We start from the raw sequence: 13,734 nt of genomic DNA on the forward strand, positions 1-13,734 counted from the left end.
TGAGGAGCCTGCCGATCAGCCCCCGAATCAGTCCTTCGGGGTGACCGGCAGCTTCATCCCGGACAGTCCCCGCGGACGCACCGCCAAAGATGCGGCGATCCTCCGCAGCTCCGCCCCCGCCGGCGACTCCGGATGCTGCAGCACCACCGGCGTGCCCTCGTCCCCGTCCTGACGCAGGGCCATGTCCAGTGGGACCGAGCCCAGCAGATCCACGGGATGACCCAGGGCCTCGGTGAGTCGCTGCGTCACCGACGCGCCACCGCCGGAGCCGAACAGGTCCAGCACGGTGCCGTCCGGCAGGGTCATGGCGGCCATGTTCTCGATCACCCCGGCCACCTGCTGACCGGTCTGCTCCGAGAGCTGTCCGGCACGGGCGGCCACCTGCGCGGCGGCCTGCTGCGGAGTGGTCACCACCAGCAGCTCCGAGCCGGGCAGCAGCTGGGCGGCGGAGATCGCGATGTCCCCGGTGCCCGGGGGCAGATCAACGAGCAGCACGTCCAGATCACCCCAGTAGACGTCAGTGACGAACTGCTCCAGCGCACGGTGCAGCATGGGGCCACGCCAGGCCACGGGCTGATCGGTGTCCAGGAACATGCCGATGGAGATGACCTTCACGGTGTGTGCCACCGGCGGCAGGATCATCTCATCCACCCGGGTGGGCCGGGCGGAGGTGCCCAGCAGCCCCGGGATGGAGAAGCCGTGGATGTCCGCGTCCACCAGTCCCACGCTCAGCCCCCGGGCGGCCAGCGCGCAGGCCAGGTTGGCGGTCACGGTGGACTTGCCCACGCCGCCCTTGCCGGAGGCCACCGCGAACACGCGCGTCAGCGAGCCTGTCCCGAACGGGTTGGCTGGGCGCCCGGCGGTGAGCTGCTCCTTGAGCGCGGCCCGCTGCTGCGGGGTCATCACGTCCAGGGTGACCGATACGCCAGTGCAGTCCTCCAGGGGCAGCAGGGCCTGCCGCACGTCCGCGGTGATGGTCTCGCGCATCGGGCAGCCCGCCACGGTCAGACGCACGACGACGGCCAGGTCACCGGGCGCGGTCTCCGTCACCGAGGCGACCATGCCCAGTTCGGTGACGGGCCGGCGCAGCTCCGGGTCCAGGACGGACTCGAGACGACGCCAGGCGGCTTGCTCGAGTGCGGTGCCGGTGGGGGTGGGGGAGTCGGTCATCGGGAGGTGGGGTCCTCAGGGGTCTGGGCGGCCTCAGCCGCGCGGCGAGCCTCAGCGGCCTCCTCAGCCGCGATGATCGCCAGGGTGGTGGTCTGCGGTGTCTCCTGGCCGTCGTCGTGCCGGGTGTGGCGAGGCGCGCCCTCACGGGAGTCCCGGTCCCGGACGTCCCGGCCGGAGCGGTCCTTCTTCTTCTTGGGCTTGCGGGGTTCTGACGGGGCGTGGCCGAGCTCCTCGAGCAGTTCGGCGCGGATCTCCTCGCGCAGCTCACGTTCGATCTCCTGGCGCAGGTCCGCGGTGATGTCCTCCACGGCGCTGCGCATCTCACCGCGCACGTAGTCGCGGGTGGCCACGTCCTGCAGGGCGATGCGCAGTCCGGCCAGCTCACGGGTGAGGTACTCGGTGTCGGCCAGGTTGCGCTCGGCGCGGTTGCGGTCCTCGCGCAGGGAGACCCTGTCCCGGTCGTCCTGACGGTTCTGAGCCAGCAGCAGCAGGGGCGCGGCGTAGGAGGCCTGCAGGGAGAGCATCAGGGTCAGCGCGGTGAAGCCCAGGGCGGCGGAATCGAAGCGCCAGGGCTCCGGGGCCAGGGTGTTCCAGGAGACCCAGAAGACGCAGAACAGCGTCATCCAGAGGATGAACTGCGGGGTGCCCATGAACCGGGCCATGCCTTCGGTGGCCTCGCCGAAGGCATCCGGATTCGGCCGGAGCTGCGGCAGGAACCGGGACCGGGCCCGCATGGGGGTGTCCAGTCCGGGGCGGCGGACGCCGGAGTTCTCCTGGGGGTTCTCGCTCATCGGGAGGCCTCCTTCCGGTGGACCCGGGAGGTCTCATCGCCGACCTCGGGGACGTCGGTGATGCGCCAGTCCTCGGGCAGGATGTGGTCCAGCACATCGTCCACGGTCACGGCGCCCACCACGCGGTGGTTCTCGTTGACCACGGGGATGCAGGTGAGGTTGTAGGTGGCCAGCTCGCGGGTGACCACGCCCAGGGGCATCTGGTCCGAGACCGGTTCCAGGTCCTTGTCCAGCAGGTTGCCCAACGGCTCCGGGGGCGGGTAGCGCAGCAGCTTCTGGAAGTGCACCACGCCCAGGTACCGCCCGGTGGGGGTCTCCAGGGGCGGGCGGGCCACGATCACCAGGGAGGCCATGGCCGGGGTGAACTCCTGCTGGCGGATGTTGGCCAGCGCCTCGGCCACGGTGGCCTCAGGCGGCATGATCACCGGCACCGGGGTCATCACCGAGCCGGCGGTGTTCTCGTCATACTCCATCAGGCGCCGCACGTCCTGGGCGTCCTCGGGCTCCATCAGCTCCAACAGCAGCTCCTGCTGGCTGTCCGGCAGCTCGTGCAGCAGGTCGGCGGCGTCGTCCGGGTCCATCTCCTCGAGCACATCAGCCGCGCGCTCGATGTCCAGGTGGGAGAGGATCTCCACCTGGTCGTCCTCCGGAAGCTCCTGGAGCACGTCCGCCAGGCGCTCGTCCTGCAGCTCCTCGGCGATCTCGATCCGGCGCTTGGGCGTCATCTCGTGGATGACGTCGGCCAGGTCCGCCGGCTTCATGTCCTCGTGGGCGGCCACGAAGCTGGTGGCGCCCTGGGGCTCCTGGTGTCCGGCCCAGCGGGCGGCGTCCCAGTCGATCAGCAGGTGCTCGCCACGGGTGCGTCCGAACGCGGTGCGCCCGGCATTGCGGCGCACGTAGAGCTCGGTGACCAGCCAGTCCCCGTTGCGCTGCTGCTCGAAGCCGATGTCCTCGACGATCGCCTCGCCAGAGCCGTCCTTGAGCAGCACCCGCCGGTCGAACACGTCACCGGCCACCATCAGCTCGGCGCCGCGGCGCTCGAACCGGCGCAGGTTGATCAGCCCGGTGGTGATGATCTGGTGCGGGTCCATGCTGGTCACCCGCGTCATCGGCACGAACACGCGTTTCTTGCCGGGCACCTCGATCACGATCCCGACGGCCATCGGCGGCAGCAGCGGTCCGCGGTCCACCACCACGGCATCGCGCATCCGCCCCAGGCGGTCACCCTGAGGGTCGAACACGTCCAGGCCCAGCAGGCGGGCGACGAAGATCTTGGCACTCACCGTTCCAGCCTAGTGGCTGGGAGGTGAGCGGGCTCTGTGAGCCGAGTGACGTCGTCGGGAATGCTCAGAGCTGCCAGGAGCGCAGCTGGCGCAGCATGTCCCGCTTCTTCTGGGTGTGGCCGCCCATCCGGGTGAGGATGTCCGACAGGGCGCTGATGGCCTCGGTGATGAACGGTCCCTTGTTGAGCATCACGCACTCGGCGCGCTGGGCCATGGCGGCGTCGGTGATCTCCGCGCGGGAGGGCAGGCCGGACTTGGCCAGGGACTCCAGGACCTGCGTGGCCCAGATGACCGGGACGTGGGCGGCCTCGCAGAGCCAGAGGATCTCCTCCTGCAGCTCGGCCATGCGCTGGAACCCGGCCTCCACCGCCAGGTCCCCGCGCGCGATCATCACGCCGACGTCCCGCCAGCGCATGGCCTCCAGCAGCATCCGCGGCAGGGACTCGAACGCGGAGACGGTCTCGATCTTCAGGGCGATGTCCACCTGCTCGGCGCCCTCAGCCTGCAGCAGGTCGATCAGCTGGGCCACGTCCTGCTCCGAGCGGACGAAGGAGAGGTTGACCATGTCCGCGTGGGCGGCCACGAACGGGATGTGGGCGAGATCGTCCTCGGTCAGGGCGGGGATGGACAGCTCGGTGTCCGGGACGTTGATGCCCTTCTCCGCCTTGAGCTTGGCCCCGTTCGGTCCGGCCGAGGTGATGCACAGCCGGATCTCGTCCTGTGTGGCGGACTCCACCACGGTCCCGATCTTGCCGTCGTCGATCCACACCCGGTGCCCGGGCTCGATGTCCTCGAACACCTGCGGCAGCGTACAGCCGATCACATACGGCGGCTCGGTGACCGCCGGGCGCGGCTCCAGCGAGCGGGTCAGCACGATCTGCTCACCCTCCCGCACCCGCATGGACTGCTCCTGAGCGGGCAGCTCGCCGACCGTGAGCGTGCCCGCGGGGGAGCTGAGCTCGGTTCCGGTGGCCCAGTAGACGGTCTGGGCGGCGGTGAGCTGCACGGCCTCCGGGGTCAGCGCCTCCACGGTGAGGGTGCGCTTCGAGCCGCGGGCGTCTGTCAGGGTCAGCTCGTCGCCGAGGGTGAGCTCAGTCAGGACAGCGCGGGCCTGTGCGGGGTCCTGGAGAGGCAGGTTCCCGACGACGGCGCTCGGCTCCGGGCCTTCGCTCGGCTCCTGCGGGGGCTGGCCGAGCCAGACGCGGGAGGGGGCGGTGACGGTGCCGGAGGAGTCGCGCTGGGGCTTGACCTTGAGCACCTGGGGCCCGGGGGCGATGGGCCCGGTGCGCAGCTTGGGGCCGGCCAGGTCCATGGCGATCAGCGGGGCCGGGCGGTCACCGTCGGAGGTCCCGGGTGAGCGCAGGGACTCGATCATCGAGGTCCACGCGGACTCATCATCATGCGCGCAGTTGATCCGGGCCAGGTCCATTCCGGCCGTCACGGTCCCTGCCACCAGATCCGGGTCCGTGGCGGCTTCGCTGGGCATGGTCACCATGATCCGGGTCTGCCTGTCTGCGCGGGACGGGCCGAGCAGGTGCTCGGTGTTGGTCTGAAGGATCTGGCGGCCCTGCGCCGGGGTGAGCGGGTCACCTGTGGTGACCGGGCCGTCGTCGGGACTCTGGTCTGTGGTGGAGAGGGCACACAGGGCGGTCAGGACCGTGTCCAGGTGGCCAAGCACGCCTGCCTCCATCCGGCCCAGGGAGGAGAGCCCGGCGTCGCTGAGCCGGTCCTGCAGATCGCGCAGGTCCGTGCCGCGCAGGGCCACATAGTGCACGAGGTTGCGGGCGGAGGCACGGTGGCGCTCGCGGACCCGGTCGATCAGCTCGGCGTGCTCGGACTCGGCGTGAAGCAGCCGTTCGCGCAGGGAGTGGAGGTCGGAGATCAGGCGGTCATCGGGCAGCTCAGCCATGACTCCACCCTAGGGCTGACCGGCGGGCGTGTCAGGACTGTGGCGCGGCGTGCGTGCGGAGAAGGGAGGTCTGGACGGGTGGGGCTTACGCCGGTGGCAGAGTCCGCCGTGATCCCCAGGGTTCGTGCAGTGCGGCACGGCAGAATGGGGCCATGGCTCTCTTCGCTGCATCACCGTCTGACCCCCACGCCCAGGGGCTGCCCCGGGGCGAGGTGCTGGGCACCTATTCGAGCTACGAGCAGGCGCGTGAGGTGGTGGACCGGCTGGCCACGGGCGAGTTCGACGTCAAACAGGTCTCGATCGTCGGGACGGATCTGCGGATGGTGGAGCGGGTGCGCGGGAAGCTGACCTACGCCTCGGTGGCGCTGCGCTCGGCGATCCAGGGTGCGCTGTTCGGTGCGATGCTCGGACTGCTGCTCTCCCTGGTGGATCCGGCCCGGGCCGGCCTGCAGATCCTGGCCACGGCGGCGATCGGTGCCGCGATCTGGATCATCATGGGCGTGATCGGGATGTCCCTGCGCAAGAGCCGGGGCGGCGGGTTCGACTCCGTTCAGCAGCTGGTGCCCACGAGTTTCGATGTGGTGTGCGCCTTCGAGTCCGCCGCGCAGGCCAAGGGCATCCTGCGGGGTGGTGCGGGGCAGGGTGGTGCGGGGCAGGGCAGTGTGCCTGCGCAGACGCCGGTCCAGCAGCAGGCCCCGGTTCCGCAGCAGCAGCCCAGTCAGCCTCAGCCGCCCGCACCGCCGCAGCAGACTGCCCCGACTCCCGTGCAGGACCCTGCCTCCGGTCAGGGCGCGACCGCGTCCGGGTCCACCGGTTCGGGATCGCATGCCGCCCCGGAGCAGGGCCAGCAGGCAGAGACCGTCCAGCAGCAGGCCCAGGCGCCGGCCGCTCCGGTGGCCGAGCATCAGGGGCCCACGGCGGCGATGCCGGGCCAGCAGGCACCCGCAGGCAGTGCTCCCACGGGGGAGGCACCCGAGCGTGACTGGTCCTACCCTGATCTGCCGGACGGGCGTCCCCAGTACGGTGTGCGCCTGCCGGAGGCGGAGGCACTGGAGCTGCGGACCCGGATCCTGCGCGAGCAGGGCCTGAGCGAGAACGCCACCGGCGGCACGGAGCAGTACCAGGAGCCCGCTTACGCCAAGAAGGGCCGCCGCGCGAAGCAGGCCGACGAGGCCGCCGCGCCGGCCCCGGAGCAGTCGCAGCAGCCGGTGGAGCCTCAGGCCGATGCCGGGCAGGCCGAGCCGGACCAGGACCAGCAGTACCGCCGTCCCCGGTACGGCCGCGGCGAGCGGCCGAAGGACGAGGCTCCCGAGCAGAAGCCGGCTGACTCAGACCGCTGAGCTGTCACCAGAGAAGAAGGGCGGGGCCGTGGTGATCCACGGCCCCGCCCATTCTTCTCTGACTTCTCTGTCTCGCCTGCTGGCGCCCAGCGTCAGCCGAGCAGTCGTGCCATCCAGGACTCGACGTCGTCGGGAGTGCGCGGCAGCGCTGCCGAGAGGTTCTCGGCGCCCTCGTCGGTCACGTAGATGTCGTCCTCGATGCGCACGCCGATCCCGCGGTACTCCTCCGGGACGGCCAGGTCCTCGGCCTTGAAGTACAGCCCGGGCTCGATGGTGAACACCATGCCCGGCTCCAGGACGCCGTCCAGGTAGAGCTCGCGCTTGGCCTGGGCGCAGTCGTGCACATCCAGTCCCAAGTGGTGGCTGGTGCCGTGCGGCATCCAGCGGCGGTGGTGCTGGCCCTGCTCGGACAGGGCCTCCTCCACCGAGACGGGCAGCAGGCCCCAGGCGTCCAGGTTCTCGGCCAGCACACGGGTGGCCTCGGCATGGATCTCGCGGAACTTGATGCCGGGCCTGACGATGGCGAACGCGGCGTCGGCGGCATCCAGCACGGCCTGGTAGATCTTGCGCTGCACGGGGGAGAAGGTCCCGTTGACCGGCAGGGTGCGGGTGATGTCCGCGGTGTAGAGGGAGTCGGCCTCCACGCCGGCGTCCACCAGGATCAGGTCGCCGTCCTTCACCTCGCCGGTGTTGCGGATCCAGTGCAGCACGGTGGCGTTGTTGCCGGAGGCGGCGATGGTGTCATACCCGAGGTCGTTGCCCTCCTGGCGGGCGCGGGCGAAGAAGGCACCCTCCACCACGCGCTCGCCGCGGCGGTGGGCCTTGGCGGCAGGCAGGGCCCGGACCACGTCCTCGAAGCCGGCGATGGTGGCGTTGACGGACCCGCGCAGCTCCGCGATCTCCCAGCCGTCCTTGACCAGGCGCAGCTCGGAGAGGAACTCGGTGATCTCGTTGTCCAGGGAGTCCGCGGCCTCCAGGTCCACCCCGGTGTTGATCCGGGAGGTGTCCACCAGGGCCTCCATGTTCAGGTCCGCTCCGCGCAGCAGGCGGATCTGCACTCCACCCAGGGCGGTGTGGCCGGCGTTCTTGGTCACCGCGGTCTCCAGCTCACCCAGGTCAGCGCAGCGCATGCCGGTGCGGGCCTGCATCTCGCCCAGGGTGGGGCGCGGGCCGATCCAGAACTCGCCGGTGCGGGCGTTGGAGTAGAACTCCTCGGTGTCCCGCCCGGCCAGGGGACGGAAGTACAGAGTGGACTCGTGGTTCGAGCCGTGGTCGCCGGCACCCTCGTCCACCGGCTCCATCACCAGCACGGCGTCCGGCTCATGGTCCACGCCGAGTCCGGTCAGGTGTGCGAAGGCGGAGTGGGCGCGGAAGCGGTAGTCGGTGTCATTGGAACGGACCTTGAGCTCACCGGCGGGGATGACCAGGCGTTCCCCGGCGTACTTCTCCGAGAAGGCCTTGCGGCGCTGGGCCGCGAACGGGGCGGAGGCATCCGGCAGGGTCACGGAGGACTCGGAGGGGGCCCACTGGGACCCCATGAACTTCTTGAATGCGTCCGAGGAGGGGCGCTGCGAGCGGTTGTTCACGCGGTCCTCGAGGGCCTGGGGGTCCTGGGCTTCCGGGGTCTCCGGCATCTCAGTGGGAGTCTGTTCAGTCATGCCCTCCATCATGTCATCGAGCCGAGGTCCACCACACGCGGTCACTGCGCCTGGAGCGAACTGCCCGGCCGGATACCCTGGAGATCATGCCGTTCGATCTCCATACCCACTCGTTCGTCTCGGATGGCACCGAGGCGCCGGCCGCCGTCGTGCGTGCCGCCGCGAGCGTGGGACTGACCGGCCTGGCGCTCACCGACCATGACACCACCGCAGGGTGGGATGAGGCCGCCGCTGAGGCCCGACGCGTGGGAGTGAGCCTGGTGCCCGGCATGGAGGTCTCCTGCGTCTCTGCCACCGGGATCAGTGTCCACCTGCTCTCCTACCTGCAGGATCCTGCTGCGCCCGGGCTGTTGGAGGAGATCGAGCGCTCGCGCCAGTCCCGGGTCACGCGGGCCCAGCGGATGGTGGAGCGGCTGACCGAGGACTTCCCGATCACCTGGGACACGGTCATGGAGCACTCCTCACCGGAGGCGACGATCGGGCGGCCGCACATCGCCGACGCCCTGGTCAGTGTGGGCGCGGTGGCCACGCGCTCGGACGCCTTCGCGCACATCCTCACGGCGCGCTCCAAGTACTACGTCTCCCACTACGCCCCGGACCCGGTGCACGCGGTCCGGCTGGTGCGTGAGGCCGGGGGAGTGCCCGTGTTCGCCCACCCGGTGGCCCAGATGCGCGGCCGAGTGGTGGGCCCGGAGGTCTTCGAGGAGATGATCGAGGCCGGGCTGGCCGGGGTGGAGGTCTACCACCGGGACAATCCCGACGACGGCCGGCGCTGGCTTCTGGACCTGGCGGATCGGCATGGGCTTCTGGTCACGGGGTCGTCGGACTACCACGGCACGGGGAAGCCCAATGCGATGGGGGAGAACACCACGCCCGACGAGGTCGTGGAGCGGCTCGCCGAGATGGCCACCGGCGCGGAGATCATCCGGCCGTAGGAGGACCTCCGCTCAGCGGAACTGTGCGTTCGGCAGGCGCTTCCTCATGACCTCCAGCGCCTCGGGGTTCTGATCCACCAGGACGTACTTCCGCCCCAGCTGCTCGGCGGCAGCCCCCAGGGTGCCGGAGCCGGCGAAGAAGTCCAGCACCCAGTCGCCCGGGCGTGAGCTGGCGGCCACCATCCGGCGCAGCAGACCGAGAGGCTTCTGCGTGGGGTACCCAGTCTTCTCCTTGCCCGTGGGGGAGACGATGGTGTGCCACCACACGTCCGTGGGCAGCTTGCCGCGCGCCACCTTCTCCGGGGTCACCAGTCCGGGTGCCATGTACGGCTCCCGGTCCACCTCCTCGGAGTCGAACCAGTAGCCCTGCGGATCCTTGACGTAGACCAGGATGGTGTCGTGCTTGGTGGGCCAGCGCTTCTTGGTCCGGCCACCGAAGTCATAGGCCCAGATGATCTCGTTCAGGAAGCACTCGCGCCCGAACAGCACGTCCAGCATCACCTTGGCGTAGTGCACCTCTCGGTAGTCCAGGTGCAGGTACAGCGTCCCGTCCTCGGCCAGCAGCCGCCAGGCCTCGCGCAGCCGCGGTTCCAGGAACTCCCAGTAGTCACTGAACGCATCGTCATACCGGGAGAGCACACCCTTGACGGTGGTGTAGCTGCGCCCGCCGAACCCGATCCGGTCGCCCGGATCCGACTCATCGCCCTGGGCGCGCACGGACCGCGTGGTGGCCCGCACCTGGGCTCGCCCGGTGTTGAACGGCGGGTCCAGGTAGATCATGGTGAAGGCCCCGTCCGGCAGGGAGGGCAGGAACTCCAGGTTCTCCGCCCCCACCACCAGACCGGGGCCCTCAGGATCGAGATCGTTCACGGCTGTTCAGCTGCGCGGGTCACTCGGCGGAGCGCTGCTCCTGCACCACTTCGCCGTCACGGCGGCGGGTGCGGGAACGGCTCCGAGAACGACGACGGCGCTCACCCGTGCCGCCGCCCTCACCGTTGCGTTCAGGCTGGGTGCCGCCATCGCGGCCTGTGCCCCGGCCACCGCGCGAGGCGCGCTCACCCTGCTCAGGTGCGCGGCCGTCGTCGTGCTGGGTCTGCTTCTGGTCCTGGACCTGATCCTGGGACTGGCCCTCACCGGGACCGCCGGAGCGGCGGCGGGAACGGCTGCGGCCACCCTCGCGACCGCCGGACTCGCCGTCACGGGAGCGACCACGGCCACCGTCGCGTCCACCGCGTCCACCGCGGCCACCCTCACGGTCGTCATCACGGCCACCGCGTCCACCACGGCTGTCCCTGCGGTTCTTGGACTCCGGCCCGCCCAGGTCCTCGAGCTTCTCCGCGTCCAGTCCGGCGTGGGTGCGCTGGGACTTGGGCAGACGGCCCTTGGTGCCCTTGGGGATGTTCAGGTCCTCGAACAGGCTGGGCGAGGAGGAGTAGGTCTCCGGGGGCTCGGGGACGTTGAGGCCCAGGGCCTTGTTGATCAGGGACCAGCGGGGCATGTCCTCCCAGTCCACCAGGGTGACGGCGGTGCCCTTGTTGCCGGCGCGGCCGGTGCGGCCCACGCGGTGCAGGTAGGTCTTCTCGTCCTCGGGGCACTGGAAGTTGAACACGTGGGTGACATCGTCCACGTCGATGCCGCGGGCGGCGACGTCGGTGGCCACCAGCACATCGATCTTGTCCGAGCGGAAGGCACGCAGGGCCTGCTCACGGGCACCCTGGCCGAGATCGCCGTGGATGGCGCCGGCGGCGAAACCGCGCGAGGCCAGCTCGTCGGACAGGCGTGCGGCGGTGCGCTTGGTGCGGGTGAAGATGATGGTCTTGCCGCGGCCCTCGGCCTGCAGGGACCGGGCGATCAGCTCGTCCTTGTCCATGTGGTGGGCGCGGTACACCAGCTGACGGATGTCCTTCTTGGTGATGCCTTCGTCCTCCGGGTCAGCCGCCCGGATATGGGTGGGCTGGGTCATGTACCGGCGGGCCATGGCGACCACGGGGCCGGGCATGGTGGCGGAGAAGAGCATGGTCTGGCGGACCTCCGGAACGGCGGAGAGCAGGGTCTCCACGTCCGGCAGGAAGCCCAGGTCCAGCATCTCGTCGGCCTCGTCCAGCACCACGACCTTGACGTTCTTCAGGTTCAGGTGACGCTGACGCATCAGGTCGATCAGGCGGCCAGGGGTGCCGACCACGACCTCCACGCCGCGCTGGAGCTCCTCGATCTGGGGCTCGTAGGCGCGGCCGCCGTAGATGGTGGCGATGCGCACGGAGCGCTTGGCGGCGGCGGCGCTGATGTCCGCGGCGACCTGGTTGGCCAGCTCACGGGTGGGGGCCACCACCAGGGCCTGCGGGGCACCGGGGACCTCGAGCTTCTCGAACCCGGGCTCATCCGGTCCGGCCACCCGCTGCAGCAGCGGCAGGCCAAAGCCCAGGGTCTTGCCGGTGCCGGTCTTGGCCTGGCCGATGATGTCGTGCCCGCCCAGGGCGACCGGAAGGGTCATCGCCTGAATGGGGAAGGGGTGGGTGATGCCCTTCTCGGCCAGGGCCTCGACCATGGCGGGGTGGACCTTGAAGTCGGCGAAGGACTTCTCCGGTTGCGGTGCGGGGGCCTCGGCGACCTCCACGGAGTCGGCGACCTCGAGGGTCTCGATCTCGGTGGTGTTCAGGTCCTCGGTGTCGACGTCGTTGTCTGCGACGATCTTCTGCTCTGGAGTCATGGGGTTGCTGTCCGATCAGTATCAGGCACGGCGGTCCGGTCGGCCCTCAGGGGCGCCCTGCGGGGCAGGGGTGCGGCAGGCAGGTGCATCCGTCCAGGGGACGGGCGGGCCAGCGCGGCTCGGCCGGACGCCGTGCGTCCGTTCGTGGAGCCGATCGCGTCAGGGCAGTGCAGGTGGCGGCGGTGAAGCCTCCACCGGGGACCCGGGCTGCGTGGCGCGTGCCGGATCCGGTGAGTCGGTCTGTGGTCAGACAGGTCAGAACCTCAGTGGACACAGGTGATCAGTGCGACCGGTCATCCGTGATGTGCCCACTGTACCGCGCGGGGCCGAGAGAAGGCTGGAAGCCGCTGTCCGGGCGGGACGGGCGACCGTGGTGGCCCTACTCGGCAGCCTGCTCCACGATTCGGAACAGCACCGTGCGCGACTCCAGGTCGGCCGAGACCAGCTCCACGGTGACGGCCTGGCCGGCTTCGGCATGACCTTCGTAGCGACCCAGCACGGGCGGGTCCTCCAGCTGGACCTCGCCGTAGGGCAGACGGTCCTCGGCCTGGGCCTTCTCCACCTGTTCGGGCGTGGGTGCCGAGACCACCACGGCGGAGAAGTGCTCACCCTCGTGGCCGGCCAGCTCGGCGGTCTGGATCAGGTCCAGGGCGGCGTTCTCCACCCGGGAGGCCGCCGAACCGGAGGACTTCATGGCCTCGGGCAGCTCGGACAGCCGCTCTCGCAGCTCCTGCGGCACCTCACGTCCCTCCACCAGGGCCAGGCAGACCTGCAGGACGAACCGGTCCACCAGTCGGCGCAGGGGAGCGGTGGTGTGAGCATACGGTGCGGCGATCGCGGCCTGGGTGGTGACCTCCGGCAGCTCGCCGTCGAACGCGGTGTACCCGGCGCCGCGGAACAGGGAGGTGGCGGCGTGCATGATCGCCAGGTGCTGCGGGTCGGTGGTGTCCAGCCCCCGCAGATACTGCCCGTACGGGGTGCCCTTCTCCCACGGGTGGCCCAGCGCCACGGTCCGGGCCCGGAAGCGTGCCTCGGAGGACGCGTCGGCGTCCGGCATGGTCCGCAGGATCCCGACCTTTCCCTCGAGCATGATCTGGGCGGCGGCCATCCCCGTCATCAGCGAGATCTGTGCGTTCCATCCCTCCACCGGCAGCGGCGGGGCCGAGACCAGGTCATACCCGTCCTCGGTGGCCACGATCTCCTGCTCCGGCAGGTTCAGGCTCGCCCCGCCCCGGGCCGACTCCTGCTCGATCCGCAGCAGCCCCACCTGCTTGAGCAGTCGCAGCGTGGTGACCTCCTCCTGGGTGAGCCGAGGCACTTCGGTGACCGAGCCGTCGTCGATCATCTGCTGGGCCTGCTCATAGGTCAGCTGCGTGCGCGAGCGCACCGTGGCCCGCTCCAGCCCGGTGTCCACCACGGCGCCGGCGGCGTCCAGGGCGAAGGTCCACAGGTAGGCGCCCCGGTCCTGCCCGGGCAGCAGGGACCCGGCGTCCTCGCTGATCACCTCCGGGTGCAGGGGCACACGCCCGTCCGGCAGGTACACGGTCTGGCCGCGGCGCATGGTCTCCGCGTCCAACGCGCCACCCGGGGTGATGAACGCGGGGACATCGGCGATCGCATAGTGGACGGTGAACCCGTCAGGGTGCCCCTCGGCCCCAGCCTGGATGTGCACGGCCTGGTCCAGGTCGGTGGAGCCTGGCGGATCGATGGTCAGGAAGGGGAGATCGGTGCGGTCGGTCTGGGGAAGATCCTTCCCGACGGCGGCCGCGGCCTGCTCAGCCTCCCTCGCCACGTCAGGGGGGAAGGCGGCGGGCAGCTCGAACTCGGTGCGCAGGGCGGACAGGCGCTCGGCCAGGTCCGACTGGGCCGCTGAACTGGTCAGATCCAGGTGATGGTAAGGCACGGGGACACCCTACCGGGCGGGGTTGACCGTGGCCCGGG

Annotated in this window: 10 protein-coding genes; 2 read left to right on the forward strand and 8 right to left on the reverse strand. The window is 70.5% G+C overall.

Annotated elements, in window-relative coordinates; genetic code table 11:
- Positions 1-27: 27 nt before the first annotated feature.
- The 4 genes from BM355_RS01765 to BM355_RS01780 form a co-directional block, all read right to left on the reverse strand.
- On the reverse strand, positions 28-1,170 hold the full coding sequence (locus BM355_RS01765; protein WP_091693357.1) for an Mrp/NBP35 family ATP-binding protein: 1,143 nt from the start codon (positions 1,168-1,170) through the stop codon (positions 28-30).
- Positions 1,167-1,961 (reverse strand): DUF1003 domain-containing protein, encoded by a 795-nt coding sequence (locus BM355_RS01770; protein WP_091693362.1) that lies wholly within the window; start codon positions 1,959-1,961, stop codon positions 1,167-1,169. The genes BM355_RS01765 and BM355_RS01770 overlap by 4 nt, the downstream gene beginning before the upstream one ends.
- Positions 1,958-3,244 carry a magnesium transporter MgtE N-terminal domain-containing protein gene (locus BM355_RS01775; protein WP_091693366.1) on the reverse strand — a complete coding sequence of 429 codons (1,287 nt, stop codon included), beginning with the start codon at positions 3,242-3,244 and terminating at the stop codon, positions 1,958-1,960. Before BM355_RS01775 ends, BM355_RS01770 begins: the two co-directional genes overlap by 4 nt.
- A 64-nt stretch (positions 3,245-3,308) precedes the next feature.
- Entirely contained in the window at positions 3,309-5,153 is a 1,845-nt protein-coding gene (locus BM355_RS01780; protein ID WP_091693369.1) for a pyruvate kinase, read from the reverse strand.
- 152 nt (positions 5,154-5,305) lie between these two features.
- Here BM355_RS01780 and BM355_RS01785 point away from each other — a divergent pair, with 152 nt between their 5' ends.
- Positions 5,306-6,493 carry a YflT domain-containing protein gene (locus BM355_RS01785; protein WP_091693374.1) on the forward strand — a complete coding sequence of 396 codons (1,188 nt, stop codon included), beginning with the start codon at positions 5,306-5,308 and terminating at the stop codon, positions 6,491-6,493.
- 92 nt (positions 6,494-6,585) lie between these two features.
- Here BM355_RS01785 and BM355_RS01790 read toward each other — a convergent pair whose 3' ends face one another.
- Positions 6,586-8,151: an aminopeptidase P family protein gene (locus tag BM355_RS01790; RefSeq protein ID WP_245760521.1), complete on the reverse strand. Its 1,566-nt coding sequence runs from the start codon at positions 8,149-8,151 to the stop codon at positions 6,586-6,588.
- Between the two features lie 86 nt (positions 8,152-8,237).
- Between BM355_RS01790 and BM355_RS01795 the strand changes: the two genes are divergently transcribed.
- Positions 8,238-9,086, forward strand: a complete 849-nt coding sequence (locus BM355_RS01795) for a PHP domain-containing protein (RefSeq protein ID WP_091693384.1) — start codon at positions 8,238-8,240, stop codon at positions 9,084-9,086.
- Between the two features lie 12 nt (positions 9,087-9,098).
- On the opposite strand, the gene BM355_RS01800 is transcribed toward BM355_RS01795, so the two are convergent.
- From BM355_RS01800 to BM355_RS01810, 3 genes are all read right to left on the reverse strand, one after another.
- A complete protein-coding gene (locus BM355_RS01800) occupies positions 9,099-9,956 on the reverse strand; it encodes a DNA-methyltransferase (protein WP_091693389.1) in 858 nt (285 codons plus the stop codon).
- Between the two features lie 19 nt (positions 9,957-9,975).
- Complete coding sequence (locus tag BM355_RS01805; RefSeq protein WP_091693392.1) at positions 9,976-11,793, reverse strand: DEAD/DEAH box helicase; 1,818 nt, start codon at positions 11,791-11,793, stop codon at positions 9,976-9,978.
- Positions 11,794-12,172: 379 nt separating this feature from the next.
- A complete protein-coding gene (locus BM355_RS01810; protein ID WP_091693395.1) occupies positions 12,173-13,696 on the reverse strand; it encodes an RNB domain-containing ribonuclease in 1,524 nt (507 codons plus the stop codon).
- Positions 13,697-13,734 lie beyond the last annotated feature (38 nt).

Source organism: Micrococcus terreus (assembly GCF_900116905.1).
Taxonomy (GTDB): Bacteria; Actinomycetota; Actinomycetes; order Actinomycetales; family Micrococcaceae; genus Citricoccus; species Citricoccus terreus.

Bases quoted from the DNA above. Each gene is read 5' to 3' on its own strand.
- BM355_RS01765 (WP_091693357.1), bottom strand. From the start codon at position 1,170: ATGACCGACTCCCCCACCCCCACCGGCACCGCACTCGAGCAAGCCGCC.
- BM355_RS01805 (WP_091693392.1), bottom strand. From the start codon at position 11,793: ATGACTCCAGAGCAGAAGATCGTCGCAGACAACGACGTCGACACCGAG.
- BM355_RS01785 (WP_091693374.1), top strand. From the start codon at position 5,306: ATGGCTCTCTTCGCTGCATCACCGTCTGACCCCCACGCCCAGGGGCTG.
- BM355_RS01795 (WP_091693384.1), top strand. From the start codon at position 8,238: ATGCCGTTCGATCTCCATACCCACTCGTTCGTCTCGGATGGCACCGAG.
- BM355_RS01770 (WP_091693362.1), bottom strand. From the start codon at position 1,961: ATGAGCGAGAACCCCCAGGAGAACTCCGGCGTCCGCCGCCCCGGACTG.
- BM355_RS01790 (WP_245760521.1), bottom strand. From the start codon at position 8,151: ATGACTGAACAGACTCCCACTGAGATGCCGGAGACCCCGGAAGCCCAG.
- BM355_RS01780 (WP_091693369.1), bottom strand. From the start codon at position 5,153: ATGGCTGAGCTGCCCGATGACCGCCTGATCTCCGACCTCCACTCCCTG.